At 71.4% G+C, this 13,624-nt stretch carries 11 protein-coding genes; 4 read left to right on the forward strand and 7 right to left on the reverse strand.

Annotated features, from left to right (window positions below; genetic code table 11):
* Window positions 1-277: 277 nt before the first annotated feature.
* Complete coding sequence (hrpA, locus tag AB0I21_RS01455; RefSeq protein WP_360558205.1) at window positions 278-4,360, reverse strand: ATP-dependent RNA helicase HrpA; 4,083 nt, start codon at window positions 4,358-4,360, stop codon at window positions 278-280.
* A 108-nt stretch (window positions 4,361-4,468) separates the two neighbouring features.
* On the opposite strand from hrpA, the gene AB0I21_RS01460 reads away from it, so the two are divergent.
* Window positions 4,469-5,134 (forward strand): pentapeptide repeat-containing protein, encoded by a 666-nt coding sequence (locus AB0I21_RS01460; RefSeq protein WP_360558206.1) that lies wholly within the window; start codon window positions 4,469-4,471, stop codon window positions 5,132-5,134.
* Between the two features lie 103 nt (window positions 5,135-5,237).
* Here AB0I21_RS01460 and AB0I21_RS01465 read toward each other — a convergent pair whose 3' ends face one another.
* Window positions 5,238-5,648 (reverse strand): RidA family protein, encoded by a 411-nt coding sequence (locus AB0I21_RS01465; protein WP_360558207.1) that lies wholly within the window; start codon window positions 5,646-5,648, stop codon window positions 5,238-5,240.
* Window positions 5,649-5,664: 16 nt separating this feature from the next.
* Complete coding sequence (locus AB0I21_RS01470) at window positions 5,665-6,090, reverse strand: ester cyclase (RefSeq protein WP_360558208.1); 426 nt, start codon at window positions 6,088-6,090, stop codon at window positions 5,665-5,667.
* A 48-nt stretch (window positions 6,091-6,138) separates the two neighbouring features.
* Between AB0I21_RS01470 and mug the strand changes: the two genes are divergently transcribed.
* Complete coding sequence (gene mug / locus AB0I21_RS01475) at window positions 6,139-6,768, forward strand: G/U mismatch-specific DNA glycosylase (protein WP_360558209.1); 630 nt, start codon at window positions 6,139-6,141, stop codon at window positions 6,766-6,768.
* Between the two features lie 356 nt (window positions 6,769-7,124).
* On the opposite strand, the gene AB0I21_RS01480 is transcribed toward mug, so the two are convergent.
* From AB0I21_RS01480 to AB0I21_RS01490, 3 genes are all read right to left on the reverse strand, one after another.
* Window positions 7,125-7,550, reverse strand: a complete 426-nt coding sequence (locus AB0I21_RS01480) for a hypothetical protein (RefSeq protein WP_360558211.1) — start codon at window positions 7,548-7,550, stop codon at window positions 7,125-7,127.
* A gap of 557 nt (window positions 7,551-8,107) precedes the next feature.
* Window positions 8,108-9,130 carry an S-adenosylmethionine:tRNA ribosyltransferase-isomerase gene (locus AB0I21_RS01485; RefSeq protein WP_360558212.1) on the reverse strand — a complete coding sequence of 341 codons (1,023 nt, stop codon included), beginning with the start codon at window positions 9,128-9,130 and terminating at the stop codon, window positions 8,108-8,110.
* Window positions 9,127-9,786 carry an SDR family oxidoreductase gene (locus AB0I21_RS01490; RefSeq protein WP_360558214.1) on the reverse strand — a complete coding sequence of 220 codons (660 nt, stop codon included), beginning with the start codon at window positions 9,784-9,786 and terminating at the stop codon, window positions 9,127-9,129. Before AB0I21_RS01490 ends, AB0I21_RS01485 begins: the two co-directional genes overlap by 4 nt.
* Between AB0I21_RS01490 and AB0I21_RS01495 the strand changes: the two genes are divergently transcribed.
* Both AB0I21_RS01495 and AB0I21_RS01500 read left to right on the forward strand, forming a co-directional pair.
* Window positions 9,780-11,393 (forward strand): GAF domain-containing sensor histidine kinase, encoded by a 1,614-nt coding sequence (locus AB0I21_RS01495; RefSeq protein ID WP_360558216.1) that lies wholly within the window; start codon window positions 9,780-9,782, stop codon window positions 11,391-11,393. The genes AB0I21_RS01490 and AB0I21_RS01495 overlap by 7 nt on opposite strands.
* Entirely contained in the window at window positions 11,383-12,006 is a 624-nt protein-coding gene (locus AB0I21_RS01500; RefSeq protein WP_360558218.1) for a response regulator transcription factor, read from the forward strand. The genes AB0I21_RS01495 and AB0I21_RS01500 overlap by 11 nt, the downstream gene beginning before the upstream one ends.
* On the opposite strand, the gene AB0I21_RS01505 is transcribed toward AB0I21_RS01500, so the two are convergent.
* Window positions 12,003-13,601: an aminotransferase class III-fold pyridoxal phosphate-dependent enzyme gene (locus AB0I21_RS01505; protein ID WP_360558219.1), complete on the reverse strand. Its 1,599-nt coding sequence runs from the start codon at window positions 13,599-13,601 to the stop codon at window positions 12,003-12,005. The genes AB0I21_RS01500 and AB0I21_RS01505 overlap by 4 nt on opposite strands.
* Between the last annotated feature and the right edge of the window lie 23 nt (window positions 13,602-13,624).

Consider the following 13,624-nt stretch of genomic DNA (forward strand, 5'->3'; position numbering starts at 1 on the left):
ACGCGGGGCCAGACACCACGACGCGGGGCCAGACACCACGACGCGGGGCCAGACACCACGACGCGGGGCCAGACACCACGACGCGGGGCCAGACACCACGACGCGGGGCCAGACAGCGCGACGGTGGGCTGAGCTGACAGCACGGCGCGGGGCGGGACAGCACGAAGGTGGGCAGAGCCGGACAGCTCGGATATGTCCGCTGCGCGAACATATCCGAAATTTCGGTTATGTTCGCAAAGGTGAGCGAGGCCGGCACCACCGCCGAGGCCGGCCGCGATCAGTCCGGCAGCGCGTCCATCGCCCGGTAGATGCGCACGTCGGAGACCGGGTAGGCGGTGCCGAGCGCCTGCGCGAACAGGCCCACCCGTAACTCCTCGATCATCCAGCGGATCTCCCGCAGCTCGGGACTCATGGTCATGCTGGACACCAGCTGGTCGTACTCCCGCTGGACCTCCTGCACGGTCAGCATCCGGTCGCGGTCGCGGGCGGTGTCGGTCGGCACCTTCTCCAGGCGCCGTTCGATGCCGCGCAGGTACCGTTCGAGGTCCGGCAACCGCTGCCATCCGGTGTCGGTGACGAAACCGCGGTACACCAGCCGCCCCAGCTGCCCGCGCATGTCGGTGAGCGCGGGAAGCAGCAGCGGGTTCTTGGTGCGGGCGAGGCGCTGCTCGACGTCATAGGACGCGGCGAGGATCCGCTGCACGTTGCCGACGACGTCGAGGGTCAGGTCGACCAGGTCGGCCCGGACCTTGTCGCGCAGCTTCGCGAACGCCTCGCCGTCCCACACGGGCCCGCCGGCGTCGGTCATGAGCTGGTCGACGGCGCACGACGCGCAGTCGTCGAGCAGGTCGACGGCGTTGCGGTGCGGGTTGCGGCTCAGCGCGAGCTTCGCCTCGTTGGACAGGCGGCCCTGCACGAACTTCGCCGCCGGCGGCAGCGTGAGCAGCAGCAGGCGGCGGGTGCCGGCCCACATCTCGTGCCGCTGCCGGGCCGGCAGGTCGAACGCCTTGACCGCCACCGACGTGCCCTCGTCGACGATCGCCGGGTAGACGGTGAGGGTGTGCCCGGCGACGGTCCGCGACAGGCTGCGCGGCAGCGTGCCGAAGTCCCAGCTGGTACTGCCGCTACGGGTGACGTCCGTCGCGGCCTCGGCCACAGTCTCCTGCACCTTCGGCGCCAGCCGGTCCCGCAGCTGCGGGAGGCTCTTGCTCTCGGCGAGCACGGCGCCGCCGTCGTCGACGACCCGGAACGTCATTTTCAGATGCTCCGGCACCTTCGTCAGGTCCCAGGCGTCGCGTGGCACGGTCACGCCGGTCATCCGGCGCAGCTCCCGCTCCAGGGCGTCCAGGAGGTGCCCGTCGCGGACCGGCAACTCAAGAAGCGCGTCGCGGGCCGTGTCGGGCGCCGGGACGAAGTTGCGCCGCAGCGCCTTCGGCAGCGACTTGATGAGCGCCGTCGCGAGGTCCTCGCGCAGGCCGGGCACCTGCCAACTGAAGTCCGCGTCCCGGACCCGGCCGAGCAGCGGCAGTCCGATGTGGACGGTGACGCCGTCGGCGTCGGCGCCGGGCTCGAACTGGTACGTCAGTGCGAACCGCTGGCCGTCCTGCTCCCACGCGTCGGGGTACTGGTCCTTCGCGACGCCGCCGGCGGTGTCGTTGACGAGCATCGCCGGGTCGAACGTGAGCAGCTCCGGCTGGTCCCGGCGGGTCTGCTTCCACCAGCTGTCGAAGTGCCGGCCGGAGACGACGTCCGGGCCGATCCGCTGGTCGTAGAACTCGAACAGGGTCTCGTCGTCGACGAGGATGTCGCGGCGGCGGACCCGGTGCTCGAGCTCCTCGACCTCTTCGAGCAGCCGCCGGTTCTCGGCGAAGAACGCGTGGTGGGTCTCCCAGTCGCCCTCGACGAGCGCGTGCCGGATGAACAGCTCGCGCGACAGCGCCGGGTCGATCCGGCCGTAGTTCACCTTCCGGGAGCTGACGATCGGGACGCCGTACAGCGTCACCTTCTCCATCGCCATCACCGCCGCGGGCTTCTTCTCCCAGTGCGGCTCGCTGTAGTTGCGTTTGACCAGGTGCTGGGCGAGCGGCTCGATCCACTCCGGCTCGATCCGGGCCGCGACCCGCGCCCACAGCCGGGTCGTCTCGACCAGCTCCGCCGCCATCACCCAGCGGGGCGTCTTGCGGAAGAGCGCCGAGCCGGGGAACACCGCGAACTTCGCGCCCCGTGCGCCGAGGTACTCGTTCTTCTCCGCGTCCTTCAGCCCGATGTGCGACAGCAGCCCGGCGAGCAGCGAGACGTGGATGTTGTACGGGGCGGCCGGCTCCTCGTTCGGTACCACATCCATGCTGCGCAGCACGGACCGCAGCTGGCTGAAGATGTCCTGCCACTCCCGGACCCGCAGGTAGTTGAGAAACTCCGCCTTGCACAGCTTGCGGAACTGGTTGCTGGACAGCTCCTTCTGCTTCTCCTGCAGGTAGTTCCACAGGTTGACGTAGCCGATGAAGTCGGAGTCCTTGTCGGCGAACCTGGCGTGCTGCTGCTGCGCCTGCGCCTGCTTCTCCACGGGCCGCTCCCGCGGGTCCTGGATCGACAGCGCGGCGGTGATGACCATGACCTCGCGGACACAGCCGTTGCGCTCGGCCTCGAGGACCATCCGGGCCAGGCGCGGGTCGACCGGCAGCTGCGACAGCCGGCGGCCGAGCGGGGTGAGCCGCTGGCCGCTCTCCAGCGCGCCGAGCTCCTCCAGCAGCTGCACGCCGGCGGTGACGTTCCGGCGGTCCGGCGGGTCGATGAACGGGAACGCGGCCAGGTCGCCCAGGCCGAGCGAGATCATCTGCAGGATGACGGACGCGAGGTTGGTCCGCAGGATCTCCGGATCGGTGAACTCCGGCCTTCCCTCGAAGTCCTCCTCGCTGTACAGCCGGATGCAGATGCCGTCGGAAGTGCGGCCGCAGCGGCCCTTCCGCTGGTTCGCCGATGCCTGCGACACGGGCTCGATCGGCAGCCGCTGCACCTTCAACCGGTGGCTGTAGCGGGAGATGCGCGCCGTGCCGGGGTCGATCACGTACTTGATGCCGGGGACCGTCAGCGACGTCTCGGCGACGTTCGTGGCGAGGACCACCCGGCGGCCGGCGTGCGACTGGAACACCCGGTGCTGCTCGGCGAACGACAGCCGGGCGAACAGCGGCAGGATCTCGGTGTTGCGCAGGTCGAGCTTGACGAGGGCGTCGGCGGTGTCGCGGATCTCGCGCTCGCCGCTGAGGAACACCAGCACGTCGCCGGGGCCCTCGGCCTGCAGCTCCTCGACGGCGTCGCAGATCGCGTCGATCTGGTCGCGCTCGTCCTCGCCCTCGTCGGGGGCCTCGATCGGGCGGTACCGGACCTCGACGGGATACGTCCGGCCGGACACCTCGATGATCGGGGCGTCGCCGAAGTGCCGGGAGAACCGCTCCGGGTCGATCGTCGCCGAGGTGATGATGACCTTCAGGTCCGGGCGCTTCGGCAGCAGCTGCCTGAGGTAGCCGAGGATGAAGTCGATGTTGAGGCTGCGCTCGTGCGCCTCGTCGATGATCAGCGTGTCGTACCGGCGCAGAAGCCGATCCTGCTGCATCTCGGCGAGCAGGATGCCGTCGGTCATCACCTTGACCATCGTCTGGTCGCCGGACTGGTCGGAGAACCTGACCTTGAACCCGACCGTGGCGCCGAGCTCGCTGCCCAACTCCTCCGCGACGCGCTCCGCGACCGTCCGCGCCGCGATCCGCCGCGGCTGCGTGTGCCCGATCTGCCCCGACACGCCCCGGCCGAGCTCGAGACAGATCTTCGGCAGCTGGGTCGTCTTGCCCGAGCCGGTCTCGCCGGCGACGATCACGACCTGGTGGTCGCGGATCGCGGCGAGGATGTCGTCCTTGCGCTGGCTGACCGGCAGCTGCTCCGGATACGTGATCTTCGGAACCCCGGCCCGGCGGACCTCGACCCGCTGCTCGGCGCGCTCCACGTCGGCGCGGATGGCCTCGGCGATCGCCTGGGCGTGCGGGGACTTCCTGGCCCCCTCGATGCGGCGCCGGAGCCGGTGCTGGTCCTGCGGCATCAGCCCGGACAGCCGCGTGCGGAGCTCGCGCAGCAGCTCCTGACCCGCGGTGTTCTCAGGTGCTGTTTCCGCGTGTGTACGACTTCCGGACCGTCTCCGGTTCTGCCTGCCGCCGCTCTTGTCGCCGCTCCTGGCGCTGCTTCTGTCGCTGCCTCTGTCGCCGGTCTGGTCGCCGGTCTTGGCGCTGCTCTGGTCGCCGGTCTTGTCGCTTGTTTCGCCGCCGCCCTCGTTGCTGGGCTCGGTCACGCCGGTGGGCTGGGGCACGTCAGACATAACGCTCGCAAGGATAGGCGCGCGTCGCCGCGATTGCCGCGTGATTTTCCGCTCCGCGGGTTCCGCGATTCTCGGCGGATCGTCACTTCTGCCACTACCGTCACACGTATGCCCTCTCGTTTTGCGTTCACGGCGCCCGCCGCGCCCCGGCCGCCGAAGGCGCTGGAGCTGGCGACCGTCGACGAGGACGACCTCCACGACGAGGCCTCCTACCGCGGGATCGGCTTCTACGACCTGGACCTGACCGCCCGCTCGACCAAGGGCGCCGAGTTCGACCAGTGCCGCTTCAACCACGCCGACCTGAGCGGGTCCTCCCTGGTCAAGGTGTCGCTGACCGACTGCCTGGTCGAGAGCAGCGACTTCGCCAACGTGCACGGCGACCAGTCGACCCTGCTGCGGGTGGCGGTCAGGGACTCGCGGCTGACCGGCCTGCACTGGCTCGACGGCGTGCTGCGCGACGTCACGCTCAGCGACTGCCGGATCGACCTGTCGGTGTTCCGCGCCACCCGGTTCGCCACCGTCCTCTTCGAGGACTGCAACCTGACCGGCGCCGACTTCACCGGCGCCGACCTGACCGGCGCGGCCTTCGCCCGCTGCGACCTGACCGGCGCCCAGTTCTCCGCCGCGAGCATGGACGGCACCCGGCTGACCGACTGCGTCCTGTCCGGCGTGGGCGGCGTGACCAGCTTCGCGGGCGCCACGATCAGCACCGGCGACCTGGTCACACTGTCACGCACCCTGGCCGCGGCGCTGAACATCACCATCTCGGACTAGCTCTCTTAGCCCTCTTGCCGGTTTGCCTGTCGTCTTCGCGTGCTGGGCGCTTCAGCTGGGCGCTTCAGCTGGGCGCTTCAGCTGGGCGCTTCAGCTGGGCGCTTCAGCTGGGCCAGCCGAGGTTGCCGCCCTTCCGGCGGCGGGCGGTCACCTCGATCTCGATCCGCATCCGGGGGTCGGACAGCCCGCACACCTGCATCGTCGCCGCCGGGCGCACGTCGCCGAGCCACTCGCGCAGCACCGGCCAGCAGGGCTCGAAGTCGGCGGCGTCCGGCAGCAGGTACCGCACCCGCACCACATCCCCGACACCCGCCCCGGCCTCCCGCAGCGCCGCGTCGATGTTCAGCCAGCACTGCCGCGCCTGCGCCACCACGTCGTCAGAGATCGTCATCGACGAGTAGTCGAACCCCGTCGTCCCCGACACGTGCACCCAGTCACCGTCCACGACCGCCCGGGAGTACCCGATCTCCCGCTCGAACGTCGACCCGCTGGAGATCAACCGCCGCTCACTCATGCCGCACACGCTAGCGTCAGATGACCCCGAGCTGCCGCATCACGTCCACCTCGTCCGACATGACCCAGATCTCAGTGATCTTCCCGTCCTCCACGGTCAGGATGTCGGTCACCCGGATCTTCAACTGCCGCCCGGTCCCCTCCACCCGCCCGAGCGGCGTGTCGTACGGCCCCACATGCCGCACATGCATGAAGAAGCCGATCACCAGCCGCCCGGCGGTCTCCACCCGATGCACCAGCTCGGTCCGCCGATCCGCGAACGCCACCTGCAACACCCGCGCCCGTTCCGCGAGAGCCTCAGCGCTCGTCGGGCTGCCGTTCACCGGCACCGGATCGGCATACCACTTCCTGAAGTCGTCGGCGGCGTCGGTACGACTCCCGACAGGCTGATCCCACAGCGCCAGCACCGCATCGAGGTCGACAGCTTTCGAAGAGTTCTCCACCCCTGCACTCTGCCCGGCCCGAACGCCCCCGCTGGCATCCTTGTCCGCATGGCGTCGACATTGAACCGACCCGACCGGCCGAGCCGTGCAGACCTGGCCGCCGCGGCGGACAAGGTCCTCCCGGACGTCATCGCACCCGGCCTCGACGTCCTGCTCTGCGGCATCAACCCAGGCCTCTGGTCCGCCGCCACCGGCCACCACTTCGCCCGCCCCGGCAACCGCTTCTGGCCCGCCCTGCACCTCGGCGGCTTCACCCCTCGCCAGCTACGCCCCGACGAGCAGCACCTGCTCCCCGGCTACGGCCTGGGCATCACCAACCTGGCCGCCCGCGCCACCGCCCGCGCCGACGAACTGACCCGCGAGGAGCTCACCACCGGCGGCGCGATCCTCCGCGACAAGGTCGAACGCTTCGCCCCGAGGTGGCTCGCCGTCCTCGGCGTCACCGCCTTCCGCACCGCCTTCGGCGCCGCACGGGTCCAGGTCGGCCCGCAGACCCAGCACTTCGCCGGCGCCCGCCTGTGGATCCTGCCCAACCCCAGCGGCCTGAACGCCCACTTCACCCTCGACAAGCTCGCCACCGAGTTCGCCACCCTGCACCAGTCCGTCACCGCCGGCCCGACTTCCCTCGACGCGGGCCCCACGCCGCCGCCCGGTCTCCCTTCGCCGCCTGGCACCTGAACCTGGCGACACACCCCGCGCACCTGCCCAGAACCCTCGCGCGGCCACCACACCGCTCACGAGACCGGCCCTACTCCGTCCGACCGACCCACTTCCCCAACCGACCCACTTCTCCAACCGACCCACTTCTCCAACCGGCCCTCATCCCCAACCAGCCCCACTTCCCTGACCGGCCCTCCTCCCCCGGACCAGCCCCACTCCGCCGACTTGCCCACCTCTTCGACCAGCCCCACTCCCCCGATCAGCCCAACTCCCCCGACCGGCCCTCCTCCCCCGGACCAGCCCCACTCCCCCGACTTGCCCACCTCTTCGACCAGCCCCACTCCCCCGATCAGCCCAACTCCCCCGACCGGTCTCTACTCTCCGACCAGCCCCAGTTCCCCGGCCGGCCCCTCGAACCTGGCAGCCCGCTCCCGCAACAACTGGCCGAACAACCCGCTCGGCTGCCCACAGTCCGCGCAGACGAAGTTGTCATCCAGCCGCGCCCCACCACAGTGGTCACAAGACCCCCGGTCCCGCGGGTCCTGATACGAAACCAACGCCTCCACAAACGCCCGCGCCACCCCCGGCGAAAGCCGCACGACGGCATCGCCGACCTTCACCTCGACACCGCTCGCTCCACGCCCTGACACATCACCTCCACCCGCGCCATTGCCGTAACCCTCGCCATGACCACCATCCCCGCCACCGGGCGGCGCGTCGAACACCGCAATCCTGCGAGCGAACTGCTCAACCGCGGCCGCGACCTCACCGACCGTCGCACCCGACCACCTCACCGTCATGCAGCGACCCTAACCCGCACTCCGACCCTCACAGCACCAGGTCCACGCCACCCAGCACCACGACTTCCCGCCCCGCCACGACGTCCCCGACCCACCCACGCCGCCTGGCCACACCGCACCGTCCCCGGCCCACCCCACGCCGTCCCCGATCCACCCACACCACACCGTCCCCGGCCCACCCCGCGCCGTCCCCGATCCACCCACGCCGCTTGGCCACACCACACCGTCCCCGGCCCACCCCGCGCCGTCCCCGATCCACCCACGCCGCTTGGCCACACCACACCGTCCCCGGCCCACCCACGCCGCCTGGCCACACCGCACCATCCCCGACCACACCGCGCCGTCCCCGGCCCACCCACGCCGCCTGGCCACAACCACACCGTCCCGGGCCCACCCCGCGCCCCACGGCCACACCACGCCCTCTCCGGCCCACCCACGGCGCCCGCCGACACCTCGCCGCACGGCCAAACTTCGCCGACGCCGGGCTCCAGGTCGGCGGCGCGCCCCGGTCGCCGCAACCCGCCGCACACCCGAACCGCGACAACATCGGGTCTTCTTTATCGCAGCAGGAGATTGACGTCGCCGAACTCGTGCCAGAGGTAGCCGGCGCGGACCGCTTCGGCGTAGCAGCGGGAGAGCAGGTCGCGGTCGACGACCGCGGCGAGCAGGTCCAGGTGCGACGCCTTCGGCTCGTGCAGGCCGGTGAGCAGACCGTCGACCGCACGAACACCGCGGGCGGGCGTGACGATGAGGTCGGTCCAGCCCTCGCCGGCGGCGACCCGGCCGTCCTCGTCGGCGACCGTCTCCAGGGCGCGGACGGCCGTGGTGCCGACGGCGACGACCCTGCCGCCCGCGGCCCGTGTCTCGTTGACGAGCCGCGCCGTGCCTGGCGGCACGCGGAACCACTCCGGATACGGCCGCTCGTGCGCCTCGGGCGACGCCACCCCCGTGTGTAAGACCAGTGGCGCGATCTGCACGCCTGCCGAGACGAGCCTGGTCACCACCCGGTCGGTGAACGGCCGCGCCGCGCTCGGCATCTCGGCGCTGCCCGGCTGGGTCGCGAACACCGTCTGATACGCCTCGATCGGCCATTGGCGCCGCACGTAGGGGTAGCGGATCGGCTGCCCGTGCCGATGCAGGAAGTCGATGACGGAGGTGCGGGTCGTGACGGAGGCGAACCACAGCCTGCCCCGCGAGTAGGGCTCCTCCAGCGTGACGGTGGCGCCGCCGGGCAGTCGCAGCGGGCCGGGCTGCCCCGGGCGCCGGCCGAGGTCGGCGCCGCGGACCTCGACCAGCCAGCGCCCGTCGGCGAGCTCGGTCGAGAAGTGGACCCGCAACGGCGCACCCGCGACCGGCACCGACGCGGGCAGCGTGCCGGACGTGTTGACGACCAGCAGGTCGCCGGCACGCAGCAGGCCGGGCAGGTCGGTGAAGCGGTGGTGCGACACCGTGCTCCCCTGGCCTTGCAGCAGCCGCACACCGTCACGAGGAGTGCCGCGCGCCTCGGGTGGCTCGTGCGCTTCGAGCTCGGGCGGCAGCTCGAAGTCCATGCCAGGCGTGGCGAGCTCGGCGGCGGTCACAGCCGGACCCTCCCCGACTCGGGGCGCGTGGTGACGAGGTCGACGAACGCCGGGGCCACCGTCTCTGGCAGCGGGCGGTCGCTGATGTCCTCGCCGGGGAACGCCTCGGCATGCATCTGGGTGCGCAGGTCTCCCGGGTCGACCCACCAGACGCGCAGGTTGGGCTCCTCGGCGGCGAGCACGTTGCTTGCCTGCTCGGCGGCGGCCTTGGCCGCTCCATAGCCGCCCCACCCCGCATACGCCTCGACCGCGGCGTCGGACGTGATGGTGACGACCGCACCGTCGGCCTTGCGCAGCGCGGGCAGCGCGAGCTGGGTCAGGGCGAGGGGTGCGACGACGTTAACCTCGAAGACTTCGCGCAGCGTCTCGAGTGGATAGTCGGCCAGCGGCGGCTGCGGGCTGGGGCCGAGAATGCCTGCGTTGTTGACGAGCAGGTCGACCCGGCCGGTGGCGAGCGCCGCCTCGACGAGTGCGGCACGGTGCGCGGGGTCGGTGACGTCGCCGGGCACCCGGATCACCTCGGCGGGCAGCGCATCCGACGGTGTGTCCGCCAGGGTGCGGCCGTCGGCGACGACGGTCCAGCCGGCCTTGATCAGGGCGATGCTGAGCGCTTGTCCGAGCCCCCGGGAGGCGCCGGTGATGATGGCAGTTGGCATGTCACCGACGCTATGCAGCGCCGCGGCCGGCGACATCGGGCATCGGACGGGCTCTGGTCCCGGTCTTTCGACCTAGGTCCATGAGCCGAGGCGGAGAGCGCGCCGACGTCGGTACTGTCGAAGCCATGAGCACCTACGACCGCGATGAGCTCCGCGAGGTGAGCGCTGCGGTTCTCGCCGTCACCGCGCACCTGTCGGTCCGCGAGGTGCTCCAGACGATCGTCTCGGCCGCCCGGCGGCTCCTGGACGCCGAGTATGCGGCGCTCGGCATCCCCGACGGCCAAGGCTCGTTCCGCGAGTTTCTCGCCGACGGGCTGTCCGACGACCAGTGGCGGGCGATCGGGCCGATTCCCCGCCATCACGGGCTGCTCGGCGCGATGCTCCACGACCCGAATCCGGTCCGCTCGGCGGACATCCGCACGCATCCCCAGTTCGAGGGCTGGCCGGCCGCGCACCCGGTGATGTCCGACTTCCTCGGCATGCCGATCGTCGACGGCGACGAGATCCTCGGCGAGATCTTCCTGGCCAACAAGCGCTGCCTTCCACGGTTCGGTGGTTTCGACGCCCGCGACGAGGAGTTGCTGCGCCTGCTCGCCGCGCACGCGGCCATCGCGATCGTCAACGCGCGGCTGTATGAGCGCAGCCGCGAGCTGTCCATCGTGGAGGAGCGGCAACGGATCGCACGGGAGCTGCACGACGCGGTGACGCAGAAGCTGTTCAGCCTCCGGCTCACCACCGACGCGGCGGCCGCCCTGGTGGCCCGCGACCCGCAGCGGGCTCTCGCCGAGCTGGAAACCGTGCGCCGGCTCGCCGCGGACGCGACCGCCGAGCTCAAGTCCATCGTGGTCGGCCTGCGCCCCGCCGACCTCGACGGCGACGGACTCGCGGCGGCGCTCCAGCGGCAGGCAGAGCTGCTCGACCGGGTCCACACCGCACGGATCCGGTTCACCGGCGACCAGCTGCCGAAGCTGTCCGGGGAGCGTCAGGAGGCGGCGTACCGGGTCGCCCAGGAAGCCCTGCACAACGCACTGCGCCATGGCGACCCCCGACACGTGGACATCCACCTGCGCCGCTCCGGCCGCGGCTTCGTCCTGCGCATCACGGACGACGGCACAGGCTTCGACAGCGGCTCCGGCGCAGGCAGAGCGCCCGGCGCAAGCAGAGCAGTCGACACAGGCAATGCAACCGAGGCAGGCAGAGCAGCCAGCGCGGGCAGAGCAACCAGCGCGGGCAGTGCAACCGGCGCGGGCAGAGCAACCAGCGCGGGCAGAGCAACCAGCGCGGGCAGAGCAACCAGCGCGGGCAGTGCAACCGAGACAGGCAGAGCAGCCGACACAAACAGAGCAGCCAGCGCGGGCGGAGCAGACGGCGCTGGCAGAGCAGCCAACGCGGGCCGATCAGTCAGCGAGGGCAGAGCAGTCAGCGCCGGGGCTGATGCTGGCACGGGGGCGGGCGTGGCCAGGTCTGGCAACGGCGCCGGCGCTCAGCGCCGGCTCGGGCTCGCGTCGATGCGGGAGCGGGCCCGCAGCGTGGGCGGCAGGTTGACGGTGTCGTCCGAGCCGGGGGCCGGCACGACGGTCACCATGGAGGTGCCCGGTGGCTGCTGATCCGATCAGGGTGCTCGTGGTCGACGACCATCCGGTGGTGCGGCAGGGGTTGCGGACGTTCCTCGATCTGCAGGACGACATCGTGGTGGTCGGTGAGGCGCAGGACAGCGCGTCGTGTGTCGCCGCGGCGGCTGAGACGTCGCCTGACGTGGTGCTGCTGGACCTGAAGATGCCCGGCGGTGACGGGGTCGAGGCGCTGCCTGGGCTGCGTGGGGTGAAGGTGCTCGTCATCACCAGCTTCACCGACCCGTCGGCGGTGCTGCCGGCGATGCGGGCCGGGGCGGCGGGATACGTGTACAAGGACATCGACCCGCCGGCGCTCGCCTCGGCGATCCGGGCCGTCCACGCCGGGCACGTGCTGCTGCATCCAGAGGTCGCGCGGCTGCTGGCGGACAGCGGGCCGGCGCCGGAGCTGGCGCACCTGACCGCCCGGGAGCGGGAGGTGCTCGCCGAGATGGCCCGTGGCCGGTCCAACCGGGAGATCGCTCGCGTCCTCGGGCTGGCGGAGAAGACGGTGAAGACCCACGTGAGCGCCATCCTCACGAAGCTCGGCGTGCAGGACCGCACTCAGGCCGCCCTGTACGCCGTCCGCTCCGGCCTGGATGGTGCCTAATGCTGCGCGGTGTCGCCGATCGCCTGGTCCAGTATCTCCAGGCCCTGGTCGATCTCCTCGTCGGTGCTGGTCAGTGGCGGCGCGATCCGGAAGGTGCCACCCATCCCGGGCAGCTGCACCACGTTGACGTGCAGGCCGAGCTCCAGGCAGCGCCGGGTCACGGCGGCGCCGATGCGGTCCGCGCCGGCGCCCTCGTCCTTCAGCTCGATGCCCTGCAGGAGTCCCCGCCCGCGGACGTCGGCGACGACCGGGTGGCGGCGCTGGATGTCCAGAAGCCCGTTGCGCAGGCGGGTGCCGAGGGTCGCGGCGCGGAGGTCGAGCTGGTCGCGTTCGAGGACGTCGAGGACGGTGTTGCCGACGGCGGCGACGAGCGGGTCGGAGACGTGAGTGGTGTAGAAGAGGTAACCGCGGTCGTGGGCGCGCTCCTCGATCTCGGCACTGGTGAGCACCGCCGCGAGGGGCAGTCCCGCGCCGAGCGTCTTGGACAGGGTGAGGACGTCGGGGACGACGCCGTCGCGTTGGAAGGCGTACCAGGTGCCGGTGCGGCACAGGCCGGTCTGCGCCTCGTCGAGGATCAGCAGCATCCCCCGCTCGCGGCACTTGCGGTGCAGCGCGGCGAAGTAGCCGAGCGGTGGTTCGATGACGCCGCCGGAGCTGAGGATCGGCTCGACAAGGCAGGCGGCGAGGCTGCCGACGGACTGGGCGTCGACGAGGTCGAAGGCGACGTCCAGCTGCCGGCGCCAGTCGTGGGAGCCGTCCGGCGTGGTGAAGTCCGGTCGGTACGCGTTCGGTGTCGGGATGGCGATGTTGCCGGGGGCGTTCGGTCCGTAACCCTTGCGGCCGGCGCTGTAGGTCGCGGCGGCGGCGGCCTGCGTCATGCCGTGCCAGGACTTGGCGAAGGAGACGATCTCGTGGCCGCCGGTGACGAGCTTCGCCATCCGGACGGCGGCCTCGTTGGCCTCGGCGCCGGTGGTCAGGAGAAGCACCTTGTCCAGGGGTCCGCCGCTGACCGACGCGCCCGGCAGCCCCGACGCCCCGGCCGACGACCCGTCCAGCAGCGCCGAAGCCCCAGCGAGCGAACCGTCCGGCAGCGCCGAGGCGCCGGCAGGCGAACCGTCCGGCAACACTGAGGCGCCGGCAGGCGAACCGTCCAGCAACACTGAGGCCCCGGCAGCCGAACCGTCCAGCAACACTGAGGCCCCGGCGAGCGAACCGTCCGGCAGCGCTGAGACGCCAGCGGGCGAGCCAGCCGGTCGTGCCGAGAGGGCAGCGGGCGAGCCGTCCAGCTGCGCTGAGGCGGCGGCTTTTTCGGCGGAGGCGGCGAGGCGGCGGCTGAGTTCGACGACCGGGCGGGACAGCATGCCGCTGAAGAGGTGGTCGAGCGTGCCGACCTGGCGGCGCACGGTGGCGACGATGTCCGGGTGCGAGTGGCCCAGGATGGCGCTCATCTGGCCCGAGGTGAAGTCGAGGATCGGGCGACCGCTCTCGGTGTAGACGTAGCTGCCTTCGGCTCGGTCGATGATTTCCGGCGTGAACGTTCCGCCGTACCGGATGACATGCCGCCGCACGTCCTGCCAGAAGTCGTCGTCGCTCATGGGTCGACGGTAGGCGCGCGCAT

It is taken from the genome of Dactylosporangium sp. NPDC050588 (assembly GCF_040654975.1).
Taxonomy (GTDB): domain Bacteria; phylum Actinomycetota; class Actinomycetes; order Mycobacteriales; family Micromonosporaceae; genus Dactylosporangium; species Dactylosporangium maewongense.